18 protein-coding genes, 14 tRNA genes and 4 rRNA genes are annotated in these 23,384 nt (G+C 51.3%); 4 read left to right on the forward strand and 32 right to left on the reverse strand.

Translation table 11 applies throughout. From position 1 onward, the window contains the following. Positions 1-77 precede the first annotated feature (77 nt). The 5 genes from MHH28_RS18720 to MHH28_RS18740 all read right to left on the reverse strand — a co-directional run bounded on the left by MHH28_RS18720 (position 78) and on the right by MHH28_RS18740 (position 3,455). Positions 78-548, reverse strand: coding sequence for a phage tail tube protein (locus tag MHH28_RS18720; RefSeq protein ID WP_405104530.1), 471 nt, complete (start codon positions 546-548; stop codon positions 78-80). A gap of 1 nt (position 549) precedes the next feature. Next, positions 550-1,872: a phage tail sheath family protein gene (locus MHH28_RS18725; protein ID WP_405104531.1), complete on the reverse strand. Its 1,323-nt coding sequence runs from the start codon at positions 1,870-1,872 to the stop codon at positions 550-552. Continuing rightward, a complete protein-coding gene (locus tag MHH28_RS18730) occupies positions 1,872-2,078 on the reverse strand; it encodes a hypothetical protein (protein ID WP_405104532.1) in 207 nt (68 codons plus the stop codon). The genes MHH28_RS18725 and MHH28_RS18730 overlap by 1 nt, the downstream gene beginning before the upstream one ends. After that, on the reverse strand, positions 2,075-2,701 hold the full coding sequence (locus MHH28_RS18735) for a DUF6838 family protein (RefSeq protein WP_405104533.1): 627 nt from the start codon (positions 2,699-2,701) through the stop codon (positions 2,075-2,077). Before MHH28_RS18735 ends, MHH28_RS18730 begins: the two co-directional genes overlap by 4 nt. A 262-nt stretch (positions 2,702-2,963) precedes the next feature. Next, positions 2,964-3,455 carry an ArpU family phage packaging/lysis transcriptional regulator gene (locus MHH28_RS18740; protein WP_405104534.1) on the reverse strand — a complete coding sequence of 164 codons (492 nt, stop codon included), beginning with the start codon at positions 3,453-3,455 and terminating at the stop codon, positions 2,964-2,966. A gap of 296 nt (positions 3,456-3,751) precedes the next feature. On the opposite strand from MHH28_RS18740, the gene MHH28_RS18745 reads away from it, so the two are divergent. Both MHH28_RS18745 and MHH28_RS18750 read left to right on the forward strand, forming a co-directional pair. Continuing rightward, on the forward strand, positions 3,752-4,192 hold the full coding sequence (locus tag MHH28_RS18745) for a helix-turn-helix domain-containing protein (RefSeq protein ID WP_405104535.1): 441 nt from the start codon (positions 3,752-3,754) through the stop codon (positions 4,190-4,192). A gap of 45 nt (positions 4,193-4,237) precedes the next feature. Next, positions 4,238-4,651, forward strand: a complete 414-nt coding sequence (locus MHH28_RS18750; RefSeq protein ID WP_405117171.1) for an ImmA/IrrE family metallo-endopeptidase — start codon at positions 4,238-4,240, stop codon at positions 4,649-4,651. An 80-nt stretch (positions 4,652-4,731) separates the two neighbouring features. Here the strand turns inward: MHH28_RS18750 and MHH28_RS18755 are convergent. From MHH28_RS18755 to MHH28_RS18850, 20 genes are all read right to left on the reverse strand, one after another. Then, a tRNA-Pro gene (locus MHH28_RS18755) sits at positions 4,732-4,805 on the reverse strand. Between the two features lie 17 nt (positions 4,806-4,822). Then, a tRNA-Gly gene (locus tag MHH28_RS18760) sits at positions 4,823-4,896 on the reverse strand. Positions 4,897-4,913: 17 nt separating this feature from the next. After that, a tRNA-Pro gene (locus tag MHH28_RS18765) sits at positions 4,914-4,987 on the reverse strand. Positions 4,988-5,024: 37 nt separating this feature from the next. Next, positions 5,025-5,101 (reverse strand) — tRNA-Arg (locus tag MHH28_RS18770). An 8-nt stretch (positions 5,102-5,109) separates the two neighbouring features. Beyond that, positions 5,110-5,184 (reverse strand) — tRNA-Gly (locus MHH28_RS18775). Between the two features lie 7 nt (positions 5,185-5,191). Further along, positions 5,192-5,275, reverse strand: a tRNA-Leu gene (locus MHH28_RS18780). 15 nt (positions 5,276-5,290) lie between these two features. Further along, positions 5,291-5,363: transfer RNA gene (locus tag MHH28_RS18785), tRNA-Lys, on the reverse strand. 5 nt (positions 5,364-5,368) lie between these two features. Beyond that, positions 5,369-5,442, reverse strand: a tRNA-Gln gene (locus MHH28_RS18790). A 53-nt stretch (positions 5,443-5,495) separates the two neighbouring features. Next, positions 5,496-5,571 (reverse strand) — tRNA-Val (locus MHH28_RS18795). A gap of 141 nt (positions 5,572-5,712) precedes the next feature. Then, positions 5,713-5,787, reverse strand: a tRNA-Glu gene (locus MHH28_RS18800). An 11-nt stretch (positions 5,788-5,798) separates the two neighbouring features. Beyond that, positions 5,799-5,874, reverse strand: a tRNA-Thr gene (locus tag MHH28_RS18805). 1 nt (position 5,875) lies between these two features. Next, positions 5,876-5,951 (reverse strand) — tRNA-Asn (locus MHH28_RS18810). Positions 5,952-5,960: 9 nt separating this feature from the next. Next, positions 5,961-6,077 (reverse strand): 5S ribosomal RNA (gene rrf / locus MHH28_RS18815). 54 nt (positions 6,078-6,131) lie between these two features. After that, positions 6,132-9,059: ribosomal RNA gene (locus MHH28_RS18820) — 23S ribosomal RNA — on the reverse strand. Between the two features lie 203 nt (positions 9,060-9,262). Then, positions 9,263-9,338: transfer RNA gene (locus MHH28_RS18825), tRNA-Ala, on the reverse strand. 29 nt (positions 9,339-9,367) lie between these two features. Further along, positions 9,368-9,444 (reverse strand) — tRNA-Ile (locus MHH28_RS18830). Positions 9,445-9,491: 47 nt separating this feature from the next. After that, positions 9,492-9,608: ribosomal RNA gene (gene rrf / locus MHH28_RS18835) — 5S ribosomal RNA — on the reverse strand. Positions 9,609-9,733: 125 nt separating this feature from the next. Beyond that, positions 9,734-11,294: ribosomal RNA gene (locus MHH28_RS18840) — 16S ribosomal RNA — on the reverse strand. The 16S, 23S and 5S rRNA genes sit together here with 14 tRNA genes alongside, the layout of an rRNA operon. A 379-nt stretch (positions 11,295-11,673) precedes the next feature. Next, entirely contained in the window at positions 11,674-11,904 is a 231-nt protein-coding gene (locus MHH28_RS18845; RefSeq protein WP_036692450.1) for a hypothetical protein, read from the reverse strand. Between the two features lie 240 nt (positions 11,905-12,144). Beyond that, positions 12,145-12,699: a stage II sporulation protein M gene (locus MHH28_RS18850; protein WP_405104536.1), complete on the reverse strand. Its 555-nt coding sequence runs from the start codon at positions 12,697-12,699 to the stop codon at positions 12,145-12,147. Positions 12,700-12,889: 190 nt separating this feature from the next. Between MHH28_RS18850 and pdaB the strand changes: the two genes are divergently transcribed. Continuing rightward, a complete protein-coding gene (gene pdaB / locus MHH28_RS18855; RefSeq protein ID WP_405104537.1) occupies positions 12,890-13,693 on the forward strand; it encodes a polysaccharide deacetylase family sporulation protein PdaB in 804 nt (267 codons plus the stop codon). 26 nt (positions 13,694-13,719) lie between these two features. On the opposite strand, the gene MHH28_RS18860 is transcribed toward pdaB, so the two are convergent. Continuing rightward, positions 13,720-14,541, reverse strand: a complete 822-nt coding sequence (locus MHH28_RS18860) for a PPK2 family polyphosphate kinase (RefSeq protein WP_405104538.1) — start codon at positions 14,539-14,541, stop codon at positions 13,720-13,722. A 133-nt stretch (positions 14,542-14,674) separates the two neighbouring features. Beyond that, the gene (locus MHH28_RS18865; protein WP_405117172.1) at positions 14,675-15,265 is read right to left on the reverse strand and encodes a KinB-signaling pathway activation protein; all 591 of its coding nucleotides are present in this window, start codon (positions 15,263-15,265) and stop codon (positions 14,675-14,677) included. Positions 15,266-15,392: 127 nt separating this feature from the next. On the opposite strand from MHH28_RS18865, the gene gerD reads away from it, so the two are divergent. Further along, positions 15,393-16,106, forward strand: a complete 714-nt coding sequence (gerD, locus tag MHH28_RS18870; RefSeq protein WP_405104539.1) for a spore germination lipoprotein GerD — start codon at positions 15,393-15,395, stop codon at positions 16,104-16,106. 65 nt (positions 16,107-16,171) lie between these two features. Here the strand turns inward: gerD and MHH28_RS18875 are convergent, their stop codons facing one another. From MHH28_RS18875 to MHH28_RS18895, 5 genes are all read right to left on the reverse strand, one after another. Next, positions 16,172-17,281 (reverse strand): P-loop NTPase, encoded by a 1,110-nt coding sequence (locus MHH28_RS18875; protein ID WP_405117174.1) that lies wholly within the window; start codon positions 17,279-17,281, stop codon positions 16,172-16,174. Between the two features lie 95 nt (positions 17,282-17,376). Beyond that, on the reverse strand, positions 17,377-18,123 hold the full coding sequence (gene cwlD / locus MHH28_RS18880; protein ID WP_405104540.1) for an N-acetylmuramoyl-L-alanine amidase CwlD: 747 nt from the start codon (positions 18,121-18,123) through the stop codon (positions 17,377-17,379). 71 nt (positions 18,124-18,194) lie between these two features. Next, the gene (gene sat, locus MHH28_RS18885; RefSeq protein WP_405104541.1) at positions 18,195-19,370 is read right to left on the reverse strand and encodes a sulfate adenylyltransferase; all 1,176 of its coding nucleotides are present in this window, start codon (positions 19,368-19,370) and stop codon (positions 18,195-18,197) included. A gap of 126 nt (positions 19,371-19,496) precedes the next feature. After that, on the reverse strand, positions 19,497-20,189 hold the full coding sequence (locus MHH28_RS18890) for a phosphoadenylyl-sulfate reductase (protein WP_405104542.1): 693 nt from the start codon (positions 20,187-20,189) through the stop codon (positions 19,497-19,499). A 494-nt stretch (positions 20,190-20,683) separates the two neighbouring features. Continuing rightward, positions 20,684-23,380 carry a phage tail protein gene (locus MHH28_RS18895; RefSeq protein ID WP_405104543.1) on the reverse strand — a complete coding sequence of 899 codons (2,697 nt, stop codon included), beginning with the start codon at positions 23,378-23,380 and terminating at the stop codon, positions 20,684-20,686. Positions 23,381-23,384: the final 4 nt, after the last annotated feature.

Genomic DNA, 23,384 nt, shown 5'->3' on the forward strand with positions numbered 1-23,384 from the left:
AACCTATTCTTTCTTCTACGAACCACTACGAACGACTAGCCCTACCCGCTCTGAGTGAAGGGATCGTCTGTTATGCTTTATTGCCCGGAACTAGCCGGAGCCGCGAAGGGCTGCACCAGTTCCACATCCTCGAATGTAAAAGCAACCTCTTCCTCCAGCGCATCCGACTCCGTATCCAGCGAAGCCATAATAACACTGTCCAGATTGACATCCTTCAGCATGATGCGCTGGGCGCCTACGGTTGAGGACGGATCTTCATTGGTCACGATAATGCTGAAGTATTGGTCAATCCCTGTCTTCATGTACTCCAGCATCATCTGGCGGAAACGGCTCGTCATATAGAAAATCGTCATCGTCCCGCTGCCCGACCAGCCGGTCGCCTTATGCTGGACCCCGCGGCGTCCAAGCGTCTTCACTTCCGCCTTCTGCTTCTCAACCGTGGCTTCCAGGGTTTTGACATAGAACATCTCTTCTGTCTGTCCGTTAATCGTGGCATAGGCCCGGCCCTCCTGGCCGGACAGCGTATCGCTGGCTCTCAAGAATGTCATCTTAGACCACCTTCACTTTCATATATACTTTTTCTACGGAATCGACCGGCTTCACCGCTACCTCCAGCACTACGCTGTCGCTGTCCGCTCCGGGAGTTACCACAATGTCGGTCTGCGCATTGAAGTTCTCAATGGCCCCGAGGTTCTGGAGATCATTCATATAAGTGACGCACTGCGACCAGAACAATGCCCGTCCGTCCTCATTATTCGGCAATTTGCCAATGAAGTAGCTCTCAAAAATCCGCTTCAAATCACCAGCGATCCCATCCAGCACACGCAACACGCGGTTCTTGGAGAAGGCTTTGCCTTTGTCTGTGGAAAAGGAGGTGAACGTGTTGATGTCCTGCTCCACTACCGCCCGGCCGCCGCTATAGGTGAAGAGCAGCTCTCCGTCTGTGAGCGCCTCTACAGTCTCGGAATGGCTGAAACGCACATCGGCGTCCACCGCGTCATCATAGGCCTGATAAGTCAACGATTCATTCACCGCAGCAGCCGCAGTAGCACCGGCTACCCAAGCCACGGCATGGGCTTTATCCACTACCGTCCCGTCGCTCAGAATGACACCGTTCGCCACACTGATGATGCCTTCGTGGTCAGCCGTGGCGTAATCGGACAAGACCGCCTGCACCTTCTTGCCTTCCGTATTACGCAGACGCTTCACATAGGCGCTATACAGGGACTTCAGCGTGTTATCCTGTGACACCAGTCCTACCGTCTGGAAGTCCTGAACCTCCAGCGCCGACAGGAACGCACTATGCTCCGCATTAGTGACCGCACCATTCGCCCCGCCTGTCAGCGGCATGCCTGCCGTTACGCTCAGGGCACCGGGTCCGTTCGGTTTGAACTCCACGTAAGCATTCGCCATCAGCCCTTCAGCGGTGCTTACCGTCTGTTTGTCCACCTCGGCACCCTCCAGCAGCGTCCGGACATCGAACTGAGTGCTGTCATCGATATTTTTCTCAATAATCACCTTGAGCGCATTGCCGCGTTCCCCGCCATACAGCGCAGTCGCCTGAACTCCATTATTGGTTACTGCGGCCTTCACGCCCTGATTCAGACGGTAGAGCAGCAGCGTGCCCGCCCGCTTCAGCACCTCTCTCACCGGCAGCAGCTCTGCAGCCGTCAGGTCATAGCCCAGCTTTTGCTGGAAATCATCCTGCGCCGTAAGCTTAAGAATGACGCCCGCAGGCCCCCAAGGCAGTGCAAGCGCTAGCGCAGCCGTACCGCGTTCCCCCATTTTACCTGCTACAATGCCGTTCGAGGCCACATTTACATATACCCCCGGACGCACCTTGTTTTGTGTTGTCCATGTTCCTCCAGCCATTAGATAACCTCCTTATTTAGATACAGCTCCATTAAATGCTTAGCCTCTTCCAGGGTGTAGCTCCCGTCCTCTTGCAGAACTACCTCCAGTACATCCTTTTCCTTAGGCCCAAAAAGGGCCGAGCCCCTAATCTGCTTTTTCCCAAAAGCATCCGCTTCCCCGCTGCCGCGTACCCGCTCACTTGCCTTCAATTCCTTAGCACTCATTTCAGCCGCGCCCCTTCTGTGAAGTGTCCCATCAGCTCCGCCTCACCCTCCGGCAACTTCTGCTTCTGGAGATAGAGCATATAGTCCACGGTGAACAGCGCCCCCTGTCCCTCTCCTCCTGCTACCCAGGACTGGCGCACCACCCGGTAAGCGGGATTTACGCGTTCTCCTGCATCCAGTGCCTCGCACAACCCGTCAGCCATCGCCTCTGCGTCCAGCAGACTTCCTTGCTTATAGCGGATACCGAAGCGGTAGACCGCCATGTATCTGCCTTCACGTTGCCTGTCATAGGTTGCCGTGAGCAGCTCCAGCCTGAAGTAGGCTGACTGCGGCTTGTCCCCTTCCACATAGACAGGAATATCCGGGAAAAACTGCATCAGCGCAGCCGTGATAACTCCCCGTAGTTGTTGTACCGTCATGATTTCATTCCTCTCATGATTAGATGTGGTAATCCCTCCTGCCTTCCTTGAAGTCACCCGCGGGTTCGATTTCTGAAGAATAGGACCCGTCTTGTACCCGGCAATGACCGAAGGAGCTTTCACCGCGCTTGTATACCGGCCTGTAATGGCTGGATGATGTGGAGCATTCATGCTCCTGCGGTGTCCTTCTGCTTCATTTGCCATGTTATAATCATAGCCCCCCTGAGACCTTGCGCAGGCGCTATTACAGCGGAGTTAGCGATAACTTCCGGTGGTAAAAGGGATGGTAAACGGCGGTCCCCGCTCTTATCCCCGTCTCTCCTGCACGGCCGCTTCAATGGAAGGGTTCAATATAGGACAGGCCCGCCAGAATTTATAAGGTCATGCAAAAAAGCCGCATCACCCCGGCGGGCAATACGGCCATGTCGATTACATATGAAAGCTGCATTTTGTGTCCAAAGGACCTCTACCCCTTCGGCAGAGTCCCTCCGGCAGAGGTCTTCGTGAGTGCAGCCAGAGACAGCAGCTGCAGATCGGCGAGCGCCAGGGCCATCTTGTAGAACGCCTTCGATCTTATTTTCACATAAGTATCCTTGCTCACCGGGGGATCGAACACATGATTATATATGGTATAGTCGTAGCTCTCCTCCCTGCGCATGTAACGCTCCCGGACCAACTGCTGTTCTCTCTGGGTAAGCCGCTCCACCACCGAATCGATCACGGCACAGTAGGCCCGTCTGGCAGCAGGCACATCTACATTATGCGTTGCAATAGCTGCTGTCTGATCGGTAACCGTATGAGTTGCGCCATGGAACCGTTCTGTGTAAGAGTACGTTATCCCAGCCTCTTTGGCCTCGAACGTTACAGACTTGAAAATCCGGTATTTCTCCAGCATATTCTCTATAGTGACCTGAGTCCGTCGGCGGTCAAGCTCGGGCAGCGAAGATAGAATTATCATTTTATACCACTCCTTAGATGTTATACAGATTTATGAACTTTGTTGCGGACCTTTCCGGCCAAATGTGTTAAAATTCTACTTGTTCGTATAGTGTTCGCTTTTTTTAATAATATACCACTTATCTACCAATTCAGTAAAATCCCATTTTCGCCCGTTTTGCAGCATAAACAAGACCTATGCATGGTCATTCTTACCTTTTGGCAATATTGGACTCTTTATTGTTTACCTATTGGCATAAATAGCTTATAGTAGTAGCAACAGCTTTTTAGGCGATTAGGGATAAGGAGTGGTTATCGATGGCAGAGGAATTCGGAAACTATCTGAGACAGCTACGGGAAAGAAAGGGACTGACCATTAATCAGCTGGCAGCCCTTGCCGGAATCAGCGGAGCCCAAATATCACGGATAGAGAATGGATTGCGGGGTGTCCCTAAGCCGGCTACCCTGCGTAAGATTGCGGAAGCAACGGATGTCTCCTACGAGGAGCTTATGGGCCATGCCGGTTATTTAACAGAGACTGAGGGCAGTACAGAAGGCTCTGTGCCTGCGTGGGCCACGAGCAAGGATAAGCGGGACTTCCGCCAAATGCTGGAAGACGACGGTGAGCTGATGTTTGACGGGATTCCCTTGAACAAGGAGGACAAGCAGCGGATTAAGGATGTATTAACCGGCCTATTCTGGGAGGCGAAGCAGATGAACAAGCGGACCAAGCCCAAGCACGATCCAGGCAAGGAGTAAGTACCAGGCAATCCAACTACTATTAACATGCTGCGGGTGAAGAATATGGATGAGCTAATCAAGCGTTTGGTCAAAAAATACAATACCAGCAGCCCCTTCGAGCTGGCTGAAGCACTGGGGATCCATATCCGGTTCATGCATCTGGGTGACGGGACCAAGGGCCTCTATTACCGTAAGCTAAGAAGAAGGTTCATCGTCATTCATAACCAGCTGCCACTGGAGTGGCAACGATTCGTATGCGCGCATGAACTCGCGCATGACCGTCTGCATAAAGGGGTCAACCGGTTCTTTCTGGAGGAGAATTCCTATTTCTCGTCAGGCAAGCTGGAGCGGCAGGCTAACCTATTCGCGATCAAGCTGCTATCGGTCGGCACTGCCATTGAGCAGGATGAATCGGTGCAGAGCTATTATGCAAGGATCGGCATCCCGGCAGAGGTTGTCTTTTTTTTAGACGATTAAAGGAACATACGTTCCTTTGATGACGCAACAAAAAACTCTTACCGCAGTAAGAGTTCATTTGCCAGCCATAAGCTGTTCGATCGGGATGACACGATTTGAACATGCGACCCCCTGGTCCCAAACCAGGTGCTCTACCAAGCTGAGCTACATCCCGAAACTATGAGATTAATATGGAGCGGGTGATGGGAATCGAACCCACGCTATCAGCTTGGAAGGCTGAAGTTCTACCATTGAACTACACCCGCACAGGTGAAATGAAATATCGGGATGACACGATTTGAACATGCGACCCCCTGGTCCCAAACCAGGTGCTCTACCAAGCTGAGCTACATCCCGTTAATAAAAGTGAAACGATGATTCAATAAAGTGATAATGGCGCGCCCTGAGAGATTCGAACTCCCGGCCTTTTGATTCGTAGTCAAACGCTCTATCCAGCTGAGCTAAGGGCGCAAAAACATTGGAGCGGACGACGGGAATCGAACCCGCGACCCTCGCCTTGGCAAGGCGATGCTCTACCGCTGAGCCACGTCCGCAAATAAGTGGTGCGCGTGAAGGGACTTGAACCCCCACGTCTTACGACGCCAGATCCTAAGTCTGGTGCGTCTGCCATTCCGCCACACGCGCATGAATTAATAAAAGTGAGCCATGAAGGACTCGAACCTTCGACACCCTGATTAAAAGTCAGGTGCTCTACCAACTGAGCTAATGGCTCATATTTGGCAGGGGATATAGGATTCGAACCTATGATGACGGAGTCAGAGTCCGTTGCCTTACCACTTGGCGAATCCCCTACAATAGATACCTATATAATGCCCACAATTTCACCCAAATATCAAGGACATTATGGTGGAGGCTGAGGGGTTCGAACCCCCGACCCTCTGCTTGTAAGGCAGATGCTCTCCCAGCTGAGCTAAGCCTCCATATGTATGGTGACTAATAAGGGTACTGATTAATAATGGTGACCCGTATGGGATACTCTTCACTCCGTTACGAGATTGCGAAGTATTCCTAACGACGCCTATGCTTCAACGAACCTAAGGAATTCTCATCCCATAAAAAAGTGGTGACCCGTATGGGATTCGAACCCATGTTACCTCCGTGAAAGGGAGGTGTCTTAACCCCTTGACCAACGGGCCTAATAAATTTGTGGAGCTCTCAACCGGATTCGAACCGGTGACCTCTTCCTTACCATGGAAGCACTCTACCTGCTGAGCTATGAGAGCATGGCTCCCCGAACAGGACTCGAACCTGTGACAACTCGATTAACAGTCGAGTGCTCTACCAACTGAGCTATCAGGGAATATTGTCCGCTTGGCAACGTCCTACTCTCCCAGGACCCTTCGGTCCAAGTACCATCGGCGCTGGAGGGCTTAACGGTCGTGTTCGGGATGGGTACGTGTGGAACCCCTCCGCTATCGCCACCAAACGGCAGGCTTGATCGCCTGAAAACTGAATCCGAAACGAATCTGTGTATTAGAAATTGGATAAGCCCTCGACCGATTAGTATTGGTCAGCTCCATGCATTGCTGCACTTCCACCTCCAACCTATCTACCTCGTCGTCTTCAAGGGGTCTTACATACTGGGAAATCTCATCTTGAGGGGGGCTTCACGCTTAGATGCTTTCAGCGCTTATCCCGTCCGTACGTAGCTACTCAGCCATGCTCCTGGCGGAACAACTGATGCACCAGCGGTACGTCCATCCCGGTCCTCTCGTACTAAGGACAGCTCCTCTCAAATTTCCTGCGCCCACGACAGATAGGGACCGAACTGTCTCACGACGTTCTGAACCCAGCTCGCGTACCGCTTTAATGGGCGAACAGCCCAACCCTTGGGACCTACTTCAGCCCCAGGATGCGATGAGCCGACATCGAGGTGCCAAACCTCCCCGTCGATGTGGACTCTTGGGGGAGATAAGCCTGTTATCCCCAGGGTAGCTTTTATCCGTTGAGCGATGGCCCTTCCATGCGGTACCACCGGATCACTAAGTCCGACTTTCGTCCCTGCTCGACTTGTAGGTCTCGCAGTCAAGCTCCCTTATGCCTTTGCACTCTGCGAATGATTTCCAACCATTCTGAGGGAACCTTTGAACGCCTCCGTTACTCTTTAGGAGGCGACCGCCCCAGTCAAACTGCCCGCCTGACACGGTCCCCGTACCCGATAAGGGCACCAGGTTAGAACCTAGATACGATCAGGGTGGTATCCCAACGGCGCCTCCGCAGAAGCTTGCGCTCCTGCCTCACCGGCTCCCACCTATCCTGTACAGATCGTACCCAAATTCAATATCAAGCTGCAGTAAAGCTCCATGGGGTCTTTCCGTCTTGTCGCGGGTAACCTGCATCTTCACAGGTATTAAAATTTCACCGGATCTCTCGTTGAGACAGCGCCCAAGTCGTTACGCCATTCGTGCGGGTCAGAATTTACCTGACAAGGAATTTCGCTACCTTAGGACCGTTATAGTTACGGCCGCCGTTTACTGGGGCTTCGGTTCACAGCTTCGGGTTTAACCCCTAACCGCTCCCCTTAACCTTCCAGCACCGGGCAGGCGTCAGCCCGTATACTTCGCCTTGCGGCTTCGCACAGACCTGTGTTTTTGCTAAACAGTCGCTTGGGCCTTTTCACTGCGGCCCCCTCGGGCTATTCACCCTACCGAGGCACCCCTTCTCCCGAAGTTACGGGGTCATTTTGCCGAGTTCCTTAACGAGAGTTCTTCCGCGCGCCTTAGAATTCTCTTCTCGCCTACCTGTGTCGGTTTGCGGTACGGGCACCTTCTCCTGGCTAGAGGCTTTTCTTGGCAGTGTGAGATCATGACCTTCGCTACTGTAATTTTCGCTCCCCATCACAGCCCAGCCTTACGATGTGCGGATTTGCCTGCACACCAGCCTCACTGCTTAGACGGACATCCATCAGTCCGCGTCACTACCCTCCTGCGTCACCCCATCGCTCATAGCGGATTACGGTGGTACAGTAATTTCAAACTGTTGTCCTTCGACTACGCCTGTCGGCCTCGCCTTAGGTCCCGACTTACCCTGAGCGGACGAGCCTTCCTCAGGAAACCTTGGGCTTTCGGCGGATCAGATTCTCACTGATCTTTTCGTTACTCATACCGGCATTCTCACTTGTATGCTGTCCAGCGCTCCTTACGGTACACCTTCAACCCACATACAACGCTCCCCTACCCCAGATGCAAAGCATCTAGCCATAGCTTCGGTGGTGTGTTTAGCCCCGTTACATTTTCGGCGCAGAGTCACTCGACCAGTGAGCTATTACGCACTCTTTCAATGGTGGCTGCTTCTAAGCCAACATCCTGGTTGTCTGTGCAACTCCACATCCTTTCCCACTTAACACACACTTGGGGACCTTAGCTGATGGTCTGGGCTGTTTCCCTTTTGACAATGGATCTTAGCACTCACTGTCTGACTCCCGGCAAGAAGTAAATGGCATTCGGAGTTTGACTGAGCTTGGTAACCCTTGCGGGCCCCGCACCCAATCAGTGCTCTACCTCCACCACTCCATTCACCGAGGCTAGCCCTAAAGCTATTTCGGGGAGAACCAGCTATCTCCGAGTTCGATTGGAATTTCTCCGCTACCCCCACCTCATCCCCGCATTTTTCAACATGCGTGGGTTCGGGCCTCCAGTGCGTGTTACCGCACCTTCACCCTGGACAGGGGTAGATCACACGGTTTCGGGTCTACGTCCACATACTCAGTCGCCCTATTCAGACTCGCTTTCGCTGCGGCTCCGGCTTCTCACCTTAACCTTGCATGTTAAACGTAACTCGCCGGTTCATTCTACAAAAGGCACGCCATCACCCCTAAAACGGGCTCTGACTTTTTGTAAGCACACGGTTTCAGGTTCTATTTCACTCCCCTTCCGGGGTGCTTTTCACCTTTCCCTCACGGTACTGTTTCACTATCGGTCGCCAGGTAGTATTTAGCCTTAGCAGATGGTCCTGCTGGATTCATACGGGGTTTCACGTGCCCCGCACTACTCGGGATCCGTCTCGGAGGGAACACAGTTTGGGCTACAGGGCTTTTACCTCTATCGCGGGCCTTTCCAGACCTCTTCGCCTACTCGATTCCTTTGTAACTCCATGTGAGACGTCCCACAACCCCAAGAGGCAAGCCCCTTGGTTTAGGCTGTTCCGCGTTCGCTCGCCGCTACTGACGGAATCACTATTGTTTTCTCTTCCTCAGGGTACTTAGATGTTTCAGTTCCCCTGGTCTGCCTCTGCGTATCCTATGTATTCAGATACGAGTAACTGCGAATTACCACAGCTGGGTTTCCCCATTCGGACACCCCCGGATCAAAGCTTGCTTACAGCTCCCCGAGGCAGTTTCGTTGTTCGCCACGTCCTTCGTCGGCTCCTGGCGCCTAGGCATCCTCCGTGTGCTCTTAGTAGCTTAACCATGCGTTTTCCGTTAGGAAAATCGCTGTAGCAACTAATAACCATTTCAACTTGCTTACACAAGTTCCAGCTAAAAGATGTTCTAAAACGCAAATTCGTTTCGGTATCCAGTTTTCAAGGATCAAATTACTGTTATTTCGGGACATTCACGGCTGTGATGTTCGGAATAACAGATAATGTGCATATACTTTTGTAAAGAATTTTTGGTGGAGCCAAGCGGGATCGAACCGCTGACCTCCTGCTTGCAAGGCAGGCGCTCTCCCAGCTGAGCTATGGCCCCAAATAGGTATTTAATTCATAAGTGTTATATGGTGGGCCTTGGTGGACTCGAACCACCGACCTCACCCTTATCAGAGGTGCGCTCTAACCAACTGAGCTAAAAGCCCATATAACAAAACTTACAGTTGTGAAGCAATCAATAAATTGATTGTTCGCTTGGCGGCGTCCTACTCTCCCAGGACCCTTCGGTCCAAGTACCATCGGCGCTGGAGGGCTTAACGGTCGTGTTCGGGATGGGTACGTGTGGAACCCCTCCGCTATCGCCACCAAACGCATACGAAAGAGACTTGCTCTTTCAAAACTGAACACGAGTGAGTGTTCGAACCCGAAGGTTCTATTGTGGAAGCTTACGCTTCCGATTTGAATGTTTCCATTGCAGGAAACGATTCTCCATAGAAAGGAGGTGATCCAGCCGCACCTTCCGATACGGCTACCTTGTTACGACTTCACCCCAATCATCTACCCCACCTTCGGCGGCTGGCTCCCTTGCGGGTTACCCCACCGACTTCGGGTGTTGTAAACTCTCGTGGTGTGACGGGCGGTGTGTACAAGACCCGGGAACGTATTCACCGCGGCATGCTGATCCGCGATTACTAGCAATTCCGACTTCATGCAGGCGAGTTGCAGCCTGCAATCCGAACTGAGACCGGCTTTGCTGGGATTGGCTCCACCTCGCGGCTTCGCTTCCCGTTGTACCGGCCATTGTAGTACGTGTGTAGCCCAGGTCATAAGGGGCATGATGATTTGACGTCATCCCCACCTTCCTCCGGTTTGTCACCGGCAGTCACTCTAGAGTGCCCAGCTCTACCTGCTGGCAACTAAAGTCAAGGGTTGCGCTCGTTGCGGGACTTAACCCAACATCTCACGACACGAGCTGACGACAACCATGCACCACCTGTCTCAACTTTCCCCGAAGGGCACCTGATGCATCTCTGCTTCGTTAGTTGGATGTCAAGACCTGGTAAGGTTCTTCGCGTTGCTTCGAATTAAACCACATACTCCACTGCTTGTGCGGGTCCCCGTCAATTCCTTTGAGTTTCAGTCTTGCGACCGTACTCCCCAGGCGGAGTGCTTACTGTGTTAACTTCGGCACCAAGGGTATCGAAACCCCTAACACCTAGCACTCATCGTTTACGGCGTGGACTACCAGGGTATCTAATCCTGTTTGCTCCCCACGCTTTCGCGCCTCAGCGTCAGTTACAGCCCAGAAAGTCGCCTTCGCCACTGGTGTTCCTCCACATATCTACGCATTTCACCGCTACACGTGGAATTCCACTTTCCTCTTCTGTACTCAAGTCACCCAGTTTCCAGTGCGACCTCAGGTTGAGCCCAAGGTTTAAACACCAGACTTAAATAACCGCCTGCGCGCGCTTTACGCCCAATAATTCCGGACAACGCTTGCCCCCTACGTATTACCGCGGCTGCTGGCACGTAGTTAGCCGGGGCTTTCTTCTCAGGTACCGTCACTCCGGCAGCAGTTACTCTACCGGACGTTCTTCCCTGGCAACAGAGCTTTACGATCCGAAAACCTTCATCACTCACGCGGCGTTGCTCCGTCAGGCTTGCGCCCATTGCGGAAGATTCCCTACTGCTGCCTCCCGTAGGAGTCTGGGCCGTGTCTCAGTCCCAGTGTGGCCGTTCACCCTCTCAGGTCGGCTACGCATCGTCGCCTTGGTGGGCCGTTACCCCACCAACTAGCTAATGCGCCGCAGGCCCATCCCCAAGCGGCAGATTGCTCCGCCTTTCATTCTCTCCTCAGGAGAAGAAAGAAATTATCCGGTATTAGCTACCGTTTCCGGTAGTTATCCCAGGCTTGAGGGCAGGTTGCCTACGTGTTACTCACCCGTCCGCCGCTAAGTCTAAAAGGAAGCAAGCTTCCTTTTAGACTCCGCTCGACTTGCATGTATTAGGCACGCCGCCAGCGTTCGTCCTGAGCCAGGATCAAACTCTCCAATTAGGTTTTTCCGAAGGAAATAACCCTCCGAAAACTATCGAAAAGAGCGATTGCTCATTTTGAAACATCTGACGAGAATTGTTACATCCTCTAATTTTGGATCTCACCGAAGTGATTTCCCACTCACTCGTTGTTCAGTTTTCAAAGATCAATGTCTCGGTTTAGCTCTTCACCGCATCTCAGCGGCGACCTTCATAATATATCATAGTGTTTCATTGTTTGGCAAGCTTTTTTTTTGAAAAAGTTATTTTTCATTATTTCTTGCCTGCGTCTTCTCTTTAAACATTCAAAAGGAGCGCGAGATATAATGTATCATGTCGGCTCCCTTTTCGTCAAGCTATTTGGTTGATTTATTTGTTCCGCTTCTCATCCATTCCAAACATTAGTGCTTGAACTGAGAAGAACGTCCACCCCACGCATACTTAGACAACTCTTTCTGTGGGGCAAAACGCGCATACATACGGAAAACTGTTTTATATCGATTGGCTATGGCATGCCTAATGTTCTGATCTAAACGCTGGTCGCTCATATCCAGTAGCATCTCATCCAGCTCTTTGCGCAAAACATAGTCCAGCTCCTTGCACTCCTTCTCATTGAACAACATTCCCAACATAAGCTTGGCCTCCTTCATGAAATTCATAGTTATCCAAAATCATCAAACGCTGTTTCATTTCACACGAAAAGTAGCCATTTGATGCGGGAAGCTCTTATTGAAGTGTTTACACTAAATTAACCGGAGTACTGAACCTATAACCATTATCATAAGAAAATTCCATTTATGGACTCTCTTTATTCAAACTGGCAACAGATCCAAATGTTTCGGCTTTACTGTTATGCACAATTCCCGGGGATTTTATGATAAAAGCCAAAATGTAATTGTGCTCTCGATGATTGCTGCAACAAATAACAGAATCACGATCCAGACTGAAGCGGTGAAGGTCTGCCGCATAAAGGCCTGCCAGTTCACTGCCCCTTCCCCGCTCCGCCTCATCGCTCCAAAGAGTGCAGACAGCACCTTGCTGCCGAACTTCAGCCCGAAGGCGCAGGCAATGATGATGGCCGGAATCTCAATGATGCCATGCGGCAACAGTCCTTTTACAATTAGCGTGAACAGATCCTGTCCCTGTATCGCGGACAAATGAATCAGATAGCCGATAACCGCACCGTTGATTAACAGGAAGAATGCCGGGAGGAGTCCGAATAAGGCACCGAGATAAATGATCACTACGCTTTTGATACTGTTGTTGAGAAAAATGAATACAAAAAAGCTCCACTGCGGATTGGACGACTCTCTGAGATCCCCGCTAATCTGACTAAGTCCCTTCAATTGTTCATTAAGCAGCTGCTGAAGGCTTCCTGTGCCGATCCATCCCAAAATCCCCCCGACTATGAATAGTATTGTGGCCATTAGCAGCGCTGTGCGAATCGTCCTTAGATCTTTGAAAAATGTATTAAAAGATAACATGCGTACCTCCTGGTTTAGATTCTCCCTAATTGCAATTCGTATGGATTGATTCATATCTGAGGTCATAAGCGCCCTGTACGAGCATACATTTAGAACAAACAAGCATTTCGCATGGGAGAGGAGCGCTGACATTATGAATTCTTTTTATGTATTTAGCGGCAAAAAGATCAAACGGTTCCTGTACATCTTTGCCGCTGCGCTTCTTACCGCCGGCGTTGTCTATGTGGAGAGGGGCAATATCACCGTGTTCTCTGAAGCTACCCCTTCTGCAATTTACAGTGTGCCGACGGAAAAGAAGCTGATCGCCTTGACCTTCGATATCAGCTGGGGAGAGAAAAGACCCGAGCCGATTCTGAAGGTGCTGGAGGACAAAAAGGTGGATAAAGCGACATTCTTCCTGTCCTCACCTTGGAGCAAAACCCATCCTGAAATCGTTACAAGCATCAAAGACGCGGGGTTCGAGATCGGTAGCCACGGTCACAAGCATGTGAACTACAGTACACTAAGCAATGAAGAAATCCGCACACAGATCAGTACTGCCCATACGGTATTGACAGAGCTAACCGGCTCGCAGCCTAATCTGATCAGAATGCCTAACGGTGATTTTGACAAAAGAGTCCTGCAGGTGGCCACCGATCTGGGCTACAAAGTCATCCAATGGGACACGGACTCACTGGACTGGAAGAACATCGGTGTGGATAACATCGTCAACCGTGTAACAAGCAAGGCTCATCCCGGAGATATTGTGCTGCTGCATGCCAGTGACTCCTGCAAACAAACGCATGAAGCCCTGCCCCAGATTATTGACAAGCTACGCAGCCAGGGGTATGAGTTCGTAACCGTCTCTGAGCTGATCAGCCAGAGCAGCGCAAACGGCAAGGAAGTCCGCGATTCCGCCTGGCTGGATGATGGCCTGGAAGACGCTGCCGGAATGTGATATCCCGTAACGGTGCAGTCCGGAAATCAGTGGCGCGGTGAGATGAGCTCAGAGATATCCGGTGTTGGCGTATTCAGCTTCGGGTAGCTCAGGTCAAGCCCCTCAAGCGTTTTGACCACTATCTTCAGCGCCAGATAATTGCGGTACCAGCGGTGATTCGCAGGAATCCAGTACCACGGAGCCTTATCGATGCTGCTCTCCCGGAAAACATCCTCATACGCCTTTTGATAATCGTCCCAGTATTCGCGTTCCTGCAAATCACTGGCATCGAATTTCCAGTGCTTCGCCGGGTCGTCAAGCCGCTCCTTAATCTTCTCAAGCTGCTTCTCCTTGGAGATATGCAGGAAGAGCTTAATGACCGTCGTTCCCTCCTCCGCCAGCATTTCCTCGAACTGGCGGATGTAGCGGAACCGCCGCTTGGCATCCTCTTTACTGAGACTGCCGTGCACGCGCGGCACCAGCACATCCTCATAATGTGAACGGTTGAATGCTGCTATATAACCTTTGGGCGGGGTTTTCATATGGACTCTCCACAGGAAATCATGCGCTTCCTCCTCCAGTGAAGGCTTCTTGAAGCTGGTTACGATGAACCCCTGGGGATTGACGCCGGAGAATATATGTTTGACGGTTCCGTCCTTACCGCTTGAATCCATTCCTTGAAGAATGACCAGGAGTGAATGCTTTTTCTGTGCAAAAAGGATATCCTGCAGCTTGACCAGCCGTTCTTTCAGCTTCTCCATTTTGGCTTCGGCTTCTTCTTTGGATTTGAAGTCCCCCTGATCATCAGGATCAAGGTCCTTCAGGCGTGTTTCACTTGTGTCTTTTATCATATAGCGCTTGATGTTCATATATTCCCTCCTCCACTCTGTTCTTTAAGATTAACCTCTTCATCTTCATTCTAACCGCTCCCTGCAGGCAATGCCAAAACCCCGCATCCCTGGTTGTAGACAGAGAGGCGGGGCTTTGGCATGAATGTTATTGTCAGATTGAGGCCGGCTTCAGCACACGGTGCAGCATCAGAATCTGGAAGGCATTGCAGGCGACAAGCGGGACGAGAATAAATATGGTCGCGCTGTCCACACCGATCCGCAGAACGCCGATAATCTCCACGATCGTGATGGCGGTCATGTAGAAAAAAGTCGGGACCCAGGCCGAAGCGTTCGTGCTGCGCATTTTGAACCAGGCTACAATAAGTGCGGTGAACAGAATAGCCGCGCCCAGCGTCAAATCTGACCAGGCGCTCCGCTCTCCGCTGACAAAAGTGCGCAGGAACATCAGCTCCAGCAGCGCAAGCACGGCCAGCACCAGTTGTATGTAACGCCACGCCTTGCGCGGGAACACTCCAATGCCCGTATAGTTAAGAATCAGATAAGCAAAAAATCCAAGCTGGGCGTATACGCTTACAAGCACTCCATAGCCCAAAAGAATCAGGGAGTACAGGAGAAGATCGGCAGTGCCTTTAAATTGTATTCCGCCATTTCCTATCTGCAGAGCAAGTCCGGCAATGACTGCCCCGCCTGCACCGATCAAAAGCGTGGTCCAGAACAAATAAAACCATTTTCTTAAGCTCAGCGCTTTCACCTCCCCGTGTCAGATTTATTTTACCAAGGTTACCGTCAAAAAACCATTCCGCTTCAACATAAATGTTCCCTCACGCGGCATACTACAATCAGTAATTCCATAAAGGAGGGCAGCGCCAATGAAATGGAGGGCTTTGTGGTCTGGTGGCTTGGTACTCGGCTTGATAATCACCTTGACGGCCTGCGGAGGCGAACAGAGCAGTTCTTCTTCCGGTGGACAAGGCGGGTATAAGGAAATGAAGACGATGGTTGTAGATATATTGAAAAGCGACGAAGGTAAAAAGGCTGTAGAGGAAGCCCTGTCTACCCCCAGCTCGGAAGAGGGCGGCGGCAGCGGTGGGATAAGCATGAAAATGATGCCTATGCAAACGACGGAACAGATTCGGATCGCTGTTAAGGATACCCTCACCGCACCCGAGTATCAGAAGGAAATCGAAAAAATCATGACCGACCCGCAATTTGCCGGGGATTTTGCCAAAGCGATTAATAAAGAGAGCAAAGAACTTCATCTTCAATTGATCAAGGACCCCACTTATCAGAAGTCGGTTGGCGAAATTATGAAGTCGCCGGAAATGGCGAAAATGTTCCTCGACCTTACGAAAACTCCGGATTACCGTAAGCAGTCCATGACGATTATGCAGGAGGCCATGCAAAATCCGTTGTTCCGTATGGAGGTCCTTACTCTTCTCAAATCCGTAGTCCAGGATGAACTGCAGCCTAAGGTTGAGAAAAAGGATGCAGGGACAGGCGAAGACGGCGGCGGGGAAAAAGGGGGCGGGGACAGCCAGAAGCAGGAAGGCGGAGATGATTCCGGCTCCGGATCAGGTTCCTAACAAATAAGGCCTTGCCCTGTTAGGGGACAGGCCTTATTTGTGTTATGCGCAACGTCAGCGGATCATTATTGCTCGTACTTGGCAATCAGCTTGTCCGCTATCTCTGCGAACAATGCTCCGGTAGCCGTATCCGCCTTATAAACTGACGGTGAGAAGTCCGGCTCGGAGATATGGTTGTCCGGGGCCCCCAGCGGCACCTGGGCCAGCAGCTCTGTATGCAGCGTTTCCGCCAGACGGGCTCCGCCGCCTCTGCCGAAGATGTAATCCTTTTGGCCACAGGCGGAGCATTCGTAGTAGGCCATATTCTCAATGACGCCAAGAATCTCATGCTCGGTCTGCAGAGCCATAGAGCCCGCTCTCGCCGCCACAAAGGCTGCTGTAGCATGAGGGGTAGTCACTATGATCTCTTTGCTGTGCGGCAGCATCTGGTGGACATCAAGGGCCACATCTCCCGTACCCGGAGGCAGATCCAGCAGCAGGTAATCCAGCTCTCCCCAGCCGACATCGGCGAAGAACTGGCGCAGCATTTTGCCAAGCATCGGTCCTCTCCAGATCACCGGACTATTCTCTCTGATAAAGAAGCCCATCGACATGACCTTCACACCGAAGCGTTCTACCGGAATAATCGTACCTTCTTCCACAACCGGCCCTTCTTCAATGCCCATCATGTCCGGGATACTGAAGCCATAAATGTCCGCATCGATCAAGCCGACTCTCTTGCCCTTGCGGGCCAGTGCCACAGCCAGATTCACGGTGACCGTGGATTTCCCGACCCCGCCCTTGCCGCTGGCGATTGCAATGAAGTTGACTCCTGAATTCTCATCAATCAGCTCATGCCCCTCAAGGCCCGCTGCGTGTCCTTTGAGCTTCCCCTCTTGATCTGAATCGGGCTCGTCCCCGCCGCCTTCTCCGCGAAGCGTAGCCCGTTCATAATCGGTGGCATCACGCAGGCGGATGTGAATCTGCTCTGCCCCGCCCTCTGTAAGCAGGTCGCGCACCTGCTGCTCCAGCTCCATCCGCTTCTTCTCATCCGCATCCAGACATACGATGGATAACGAAATACGGTCCTCCTTGATCATGATATCGCGGATTAACTGTAATTCGATCAGGCTTTTTCCGGATTCCGGATCTGTAAGCGGCTGTAAAAGTTCCTGAATTTGTTCCCTGGTCTGCATGGAAAGCACCTCTGTTCCTATCCGGTGGTAAGCTCCGGTATTTGTACCCATTATAGCATTACCCCCGGAGGGAAGAGTAGTCCCACCCTCGGCTTCTATGGCTGCTCGGAGCTGTATCGCAGAATGCCCCGGTAGATGCTCGTTGCCACCTTCCGCTGGTACAGATCATCCCCCAGGAGCAAGGACTCCTGAGGATGTGACAGGAAGCCTACCTCAACGAGCACGGACGGCATCTTTAACACTTTTAACAAATAAATGGTATTCGCTGTCTTCGCCACGCGGTCGGTATTCTCAAGTGTCGCCCGCAGCTCATCCTGCACCAGCCCGGCCAGCACCTTGTTCGCCTCGTTGCTTGGATAATAGAAGGTCTGCGCCCCGCTCCAGCGGTTGGAGGGAATACTGTTCATATGTACACTGACAAACAGGTCGGCTCCCTTCTCTTCAATGCTCCGCACCCGCTGCTTCAAATCCTCCGTCTTGCGCCTTGCGTACCCCTTGGTGTTGTCACTGGCCAGATCATAATCCCCTTCACGGGTCATCACCACAATTGCCCCAGCCTGCTGCAGATAATCGCGCAAGTACAGCGACACGGAGAGATTGATATCCTTCTCAATCAGGCCTGAGCGGCTCACCGCTCCGCCATCCGGCCCCCCGTGACCTGCATCAATGGCAATGACCTTGCCGGAGAGCGGCAAGCTCCAATAATTGACCGTCCTGGCTGTCGGCATGTCGTATGCGATAATCCCGATCATCACCATGAGCAGCACAGCGCCCAGGAAGCTTTTTTTGATGCCGCGCCAAGAGATCCAGACCGAGACTTTATGCTTCTGCCCTCCAGACATAACAAAGACCCCCTCGTCCCGATAGATTCTACTCATCTATATGGGACAAGAGGGCCAAATAGTACTGGCTGTCAGGACTTTACAGAGACTTCCGGTGCCATGCCTTCAATCAGAATCTGCGCCACCTCGGGGCGTGTGAATTCGGGAGGCGGACATTGTCCGTCACGCAGCAGCGCCCGTACCTTCGTACCCGAAAGCGTCAAATGCTGGTCAGCCGGATGCGGACAGGTTTTGCTGGAGGCCATATTGCCGCATTTCACACAGAAGAAGCTGTGCTCGAAGAATAGCGGCGTGATCCCAAGCTCCTCGGCGGTGAAGTTAGCAAAGATCTCCTGCGCTTCATACGTACCATAGTAATCTCCCACCCCCGCATGATCACGCCCGACAATGAAGTGTGTACAGCCGTAATTCTTGCGCACCATGGCATGGAAAATAGCTTCACGCGGTCCTGCATAACGCATCGCTGCCGGGAAGACGCCAAGGAAAGTCCGGTTCTCTGGATAATAATTCTCCAGCAATGCCAGGTAACTCTTCATCCGCACGTTGGCCGGAACATCGTCCGACTTGGTCTCGCCCACCAGGGGATTCAGGAATAGGGCGTCTACAACCTCCATAGCGCATTTCTGGATATACTCATGGGCTCGATGCACCGGGTTACGCGTCTGGAAGCCTACAACCGTTCTCCAGCCCTTCTCAGCGAAGATCCGGCGCGTCTCGGCGGGGTCAAAATAGAATTCAGCGAACTTCTCCGGCTGCGGACGGTTCAGTACCGTTACAGGGCCGCCTACATACGTTGCCGGACGGGCCAGCAGCTTGCTGACTCCGGGATGCGCGGGATCGGTTGTTTTGAAGACATTGTGCGCCTCAACCTGCTGATCTACAGTATAGATACTCTCAATATCCAATAAACCGTAGATAACGCCATCGTCTTCACCGATTAGAGAAACCCTGTCGCCTGTCTTAAGAGTTGCTGCAAGCTCGTCACCGACAGCCAGTGTAACCGGTATACTCCAAACCGTGCCGTTAGCCAGACACATATTGCTTACTACCGAGTGATAATCCTCTTCGTTCAGGAAGCCGGTGAGCGGCGAGAACGCCCCTACACCGATCAGATCCAGATCCGATAAAGTCCAAGTATTGAGGGCAATCGATTGATGGGCTGAAGCTTGCTTCAGCAGTTCTTCCCGCTCTTCTCCGTCTGCTATACGCCGGATCAGCGTTCCTCCGTGAGGAAGTATTGAAGTCATCCCTGTTCTCTCCTCCTGTGCAATGCCTGTGTAGAGCTGTATAGAGTGCTGGTAACTTAGTGCGCGTAAATTAATGATTAGTGATTATATCTGAGCGATACAAATTTAGGAATGTCTTATTTATGTTTATTTATGCAGTCCGCACTCTGTCTTGTCCGAACCGGACCATCTGCCGGCACGCGGATCTTCACCAGGCATAACGGCCCGGGTGCATTGCTCACAGCCGATACTCGGGAAATTGCGGTCATGCAGCGGATTATAAATCACATCATTCTCGCGGATATAATTCCACACATCCTCAGTAGTCCAGTTCGCAATCGGATTGAATTTGACCAGGCCGAACTTGTTATCATACTCTACCTTCTTCGCATTAGCCCGGGTAGGGGCCTGGTCCCGGCGAATCCCGGTAATCCAAGCGTCGTATTGTGAGAGAATACGGGTCAGCGGCTCTACCTTGCGGATCGCGCAGCACTGGTTCGGGTCAGTGTTCCACAGCGCCTCTCCATACTGCTGGGCCTGCTCCTCCACCGTAATCTGCGGCGATACCCGGACGAACTCCATCCCGTACTTGTCAGCCATAATATCTCTAGTCTCATAGGTTTCCTTGAAATGATAATCCGTATCCAGGTAGAACACATCGGTCGAAGGACTCACCTTCTGGATCATATCCACCAGCACCACATCCTCCGCTCCAAAACTGCAGGCAAAGGTTATATTCGGAAAAGTCTCCACCGCCCAGCGGATAATCTCCTCGGGAGAAGCATTCTCCAGCTCTTCCGCTTTCACTTTGATTAAATCCTCTTTCTCGAGCAGGTTCATCTCAGTTTCCTCCATCCGGATATCGTCAAGATCGAAACCTACGAGGTTAATCCCGACTAATTCTATAAGATATAGTATATCCGTTTATCCGGCGAAGTCAATGGGTTTTGTTCAATTTGGAATAAAGTATGGAGTGGAATTTAATTCTGATCAAGATTAACTTGGTTTAAGTCAAAAAAAGACCTCTCCGTTTCTGGAGAGGCCACTAAGATATTCGAAACTAAATATTTTATGACGCTTCCACTTATCTATTCTACTTCCATTAGTGCGGAAACATCAGCTCGAATATTCTTCTGCACCTGTACCGTAATTCTCGGCTAGCACAAGCTGCACAGTGTCAGCGATACTAACTTCCCGATTTCCAACCCGTCCTCCAGTGGTGAGTTATCTGAGTTTGACGACACATACCTTTTCTCGCACGTGCTTAACCAGTTCCTAGATGCTCGCAAAATTCTGATCCTCAGTGTCTCCGGATAACCTCGGGCAAATATAACTCACTCTATAGTTCCAATAAAGTCAACATATATGTCATCTGCATAATTATTAAGGAGACTTTTAAGTGTTACAGATATCTTGGTCATTTTTCTTACACCGCCCTGCGTCGATTGTGAATATGCAGAATAATGCACATATATTTTTGGGCTTGGTTCTCTCAAAACAGATAATTGCCCATCGACGTAGGAAATCACACCACTGGATGCTGCAGGATTACTCTTCGGATACACAAGTACAGCAACAATATTGTTAATCCTACTGAATTCAGATTCAACTGTCACAGTATCGCCATTACCTACGAATTGCTCTACCCGATATCGTGCTACAGGAACCAGCGTCCCCACAACCCCATATATCCGCGTCCCCCCTCTAATGTTATTGGGCATGATATTATTATCTGCGCGGGCCTGAGCCGCCGACAATTGTATTTCTGGATACCCAGAGCCGCTGGTAGTTTGATAAGCTCCTACCGGAATACGTACGTACATATAGTTTCCATCCCATGTGGTTGATAAAGGTGCCGTATAAACTCCCCGACGCGGCATAGCACCCTGAATGCCCAGGACGTTTTTGTCCTCTGGAAAATTATTTGGATGTATATCAGTCGCTGGCGCCACAACCCACGATTCTCCACTGTACCAACCATTAGGAGGCTTCAGAAAAACCTTATCGCCTGCCCAAACAGTGTACTCTAATGCAGGCATGTGGTGATTTTCTCCTGAACGGTTTGGCATTATACCCGTATCCAGCCCGTTTTCATTGCCAAATTGAACGCCGTTCAACACTTGATCAGCTACCACATTTCCATACTCACCCCCTTCACCCTGTAAGATAAAAGCCGATCCGTCATAAACCAGTGTATAAACTCCACCTTGTGCAAATTGCGGGTTATTACTGTTCGGCTTTTTGATTGGCTTGGCTCCCAACCCGTTAAGGTTGAGTGTAACCGCACCTGTTGTGGCTAGATGGGCTTTGATAGATACCCGCATCCCGGCGGACAAAGCAACCGGAGCCGGAGTGATTGATGCAGCAAGTGCTGCCGTGGTTCCAGTAGTGACCGCATAAACAAGCGTACCTTGTACCACATCGATAAGTTGTTTGCCGTCCAGTAAATCAGCATCCAAACCGCTTCCCACCCCATCCACTGTCAATAATTTTGCAATTACATCAGCAGCAGTATAGGCACTAGCATTTAACTTAAGGGCTCCAAGCGCTGCAACGAATGCCGTTGTCGCTAACTGAGTACTGTTATTTCCGGCCGCAGCTGTTGGCGCTGTTGGCACTCCGGTCAGCGCCGGGCTTGCCAATGGAGCCTTAAGAGCATCAGCAGCCACAAGAGCCTGCCGTGCAGATTCTACAAAAGCTGTCGTGGATAATTGAGTCGTATTGGTTCCTGCTGGGGCTGTAGGTGCTTTCGGTATCCCTGTGAAATTGGGGGAATCTAGTAAGGCAAGTTCATTTATCCGTTTGCCTCCATGGTACTCAACATTTAACTTATCTACTTGAGTTGCAGAGGCGACAGTAAACGGCGCAGTCCCCTGTTCTACCCTACTTTCAATTATGCCTTGTATTAGTGCTCCTTTTTCAGGTTGTGTTCCTACATCCAATCCTGACTCTGAAACTACTAAACTGCCCACATGTATAACTTGTGCACTTCCATCTGTATTCCGAAACCCTATGGAATATGGTGATATTAAATCTGCATAAGACGTTATTTCTAACTTGTGACCATACGTATTACCGGGGTCCGTTATTGTCATGCCATTAAAGGTTGGACTTGCCGTGGTGCGCACATCTTGGTTTAAATGGTAATTGTCTACCGTATCTGCATTACCTCCACTTGCCGGTAAGCTTGAAGGAATGTCAGATTTATTAGCTTTGGCATTCCAAGCCGCCCGCTCTGTAGCTGTGAGGTGACGGGTGGTGTCATCCGCGTGGGCCTTAGCCGCTTCCAAGGTTGTTGCCGGTCCCGTTAATGCGCTGGCCTTGCCTGTAATTCCCTTGATTAAGGTGAATAAACTAGAGAACAACGTCGTGATGCTCCCGGTCAGACTGGGCGTAATATTGTCGGTTGCAGTCCGGCTTCCAATAACCGCGTCCGTGGCAGTGCCTGCTCCGCCTGCTCCCGCAGTGATCCCGGCCAGCTTATTCTTTTCGGCTGTGGTGTAATCATTAGCAGACAACCCCTTGCCGGAGACTTTATCCACTTTAGCAGCTTCAACGGTGTCCAGTTCGCTCTTCTTCGCAAACACCAGCGAATCATCAATGACTGCCGTAATATTGGCGGCTGTGCCTACTACTACGACACAATCGAACGTTTTCTCGATAATATCCGATCCGCCGCCCGGCGGAATATAGTCTGCGGTTACTCCGGCATTAGCGTAGGCGTAGAGAATTTCCCCGGCATCGGGGTCTTGTGCGAAGACACCTACCTCCCGCCAGTAAAATCCCGTAGACACATCCGCGTTCCGCAGCACCGAACCTATAATCGCCTTATTAGGCGGCTGTGTGGTTATTCGTGTAATCGGCAAATTGATCTTTTGCGAAATCAGTCCATTCATCGCCGGAACAGCTTGTCCTGTAAGTGAACCGTCGCCTACAGCAATGCGGGTATAATTCAACTTGCCCCCCGCCTGGGCTTTCCCCTGCAGTACAAGACCTTTATTGGTAAGCGTCATGCCTCCAAATACTGCCATATGA

Origin of the sequence: Paenibacillus sp. FSL K6-1217 (genome assembly GCF_045040735.1) — a bacterium.
Classification (GTDB): Bacteria; Bacillota; Bacilli; order Paenibacillales; family Paenibacillaceae; genus Paenibacillus_AQ.

Bases quoted from the DNA above. Each gene is read 5' to 3' on its own strand.
- MHH28_RS18720 (WP_405104530.1), bottom strand. From the start codon at position 548: ATGACATTCTTGAGAGCCAGCGATACGCTGTCCGGCCAGGAGGGCCGG.
- MHH28_RS18725 (WP_405104531.1), bottom strand. From the start codon at position 1,872: ATGGCTGGAGGAACATGGACAACACAAAACAAGGTGCGTCCGGGGGTA.
- MHH28_RS18730 (WP_405104532.1), bottom strand. From the start codon at position 2,078: ATGAGTGCTAAGGAATTGAAGGCAAGTGAGCGGGTACGCGGCAGCGGG.
- MHH28_RS18735 (WP_405104533.1), bottom strand. From the start codon at position 2,701: ATGGCAAATGAAGCAGAAGGACACCGCAGGAGCATGAATGCTCCACAT.
- MHH28_RS18740 (WP_405104534.1), bottom strand. From the start codon at position 3,455: ATGATAATTCTATCTTCGCTGCCCGAGCTTGACCGCCGACGGACTCAG.
- MHH28_RS18745 (WP_405104535.1), top strand. From the start codon at position 3,752: ATGGCAGAGGAATTCGGAAACTATCTGAGACAGCTACGGGAAAGAAAG.
- MHH28_RS18750 (WP_405117171.1), top strand. From the start codon at position 4,238: ATGGATGAGCTAATCAAGCGTTTGGTCAAAAAATACAATACCAGCAGC.
- MHH28_RS18845 (WP_036692450.1), bottom strand. From the start codon at position 11,904: ATGTTGGGAATGTTGTTCAATGAGAAGGAGTGCAAGGAGCTGGACTAT.
- MHH28_RS18850 (WP_405104536.1), bottom strand. From the start codon at position 12,699: ATGGCCACAATACTATTCATAGTCGGGGGGATTTTGGGATGGATCGGC.
- pdaB (WP_405104537.1), top strand. From the start codon at position 12,890: ATGAATTCTTTTTATGTATTTAGCGGCAAAAAGATCAAACGGTTCCTG.
- MHH28_RS18860 (WP_405104538.1), bottom strand. From the start codon at position 14,541: ATGAACATCAAGCGCTATATGATAAAAGACACAAGTGAAACACGCCTG.
- gerD (WP_405104539.1), top strand. From the start codon at position 15,393: ATGAAATGGAGGGCTTTGTGGTCTGGTGGCTTGGTACTCGGCTTGATA.
- MHH28_RS18875 (WP_405117174.1), bottom strand. From the start codon at position 17,281: ATGCAGACCAGGGAACAAATTCAGGAACTTTTACAGCCGCTTACAGAT.
- cwlD (WP_405104540.1), bottom strand. From the start codon at position 18,123: ATGTCTGGAGGGCAGAAGCATAAAGTCTCGGTCTGGATCTCTTGGCGC.
- sat (WP_405104541.1), bottom strand. From the start codon at position 19,370: ATGACTTCAATACTTCCTCACGGAGGAACGCTGATCCGGCGTATAGCA.
- MHH28_RS18890 (WP_405104542.1), bottom strand. From the start codon at position 20,189: ATGAACCTGCTCGAGAAAGAGGATTTAATCAAAGTGAAAGCGGAAGAG.
- MHH28_RS18895 (WP_405104543.1), bottom strand. From the start codon at position 23,380: ATGGCAGTATTTGGAGGCATGACGCTTACCAATAAAGGTCTTGTACTG.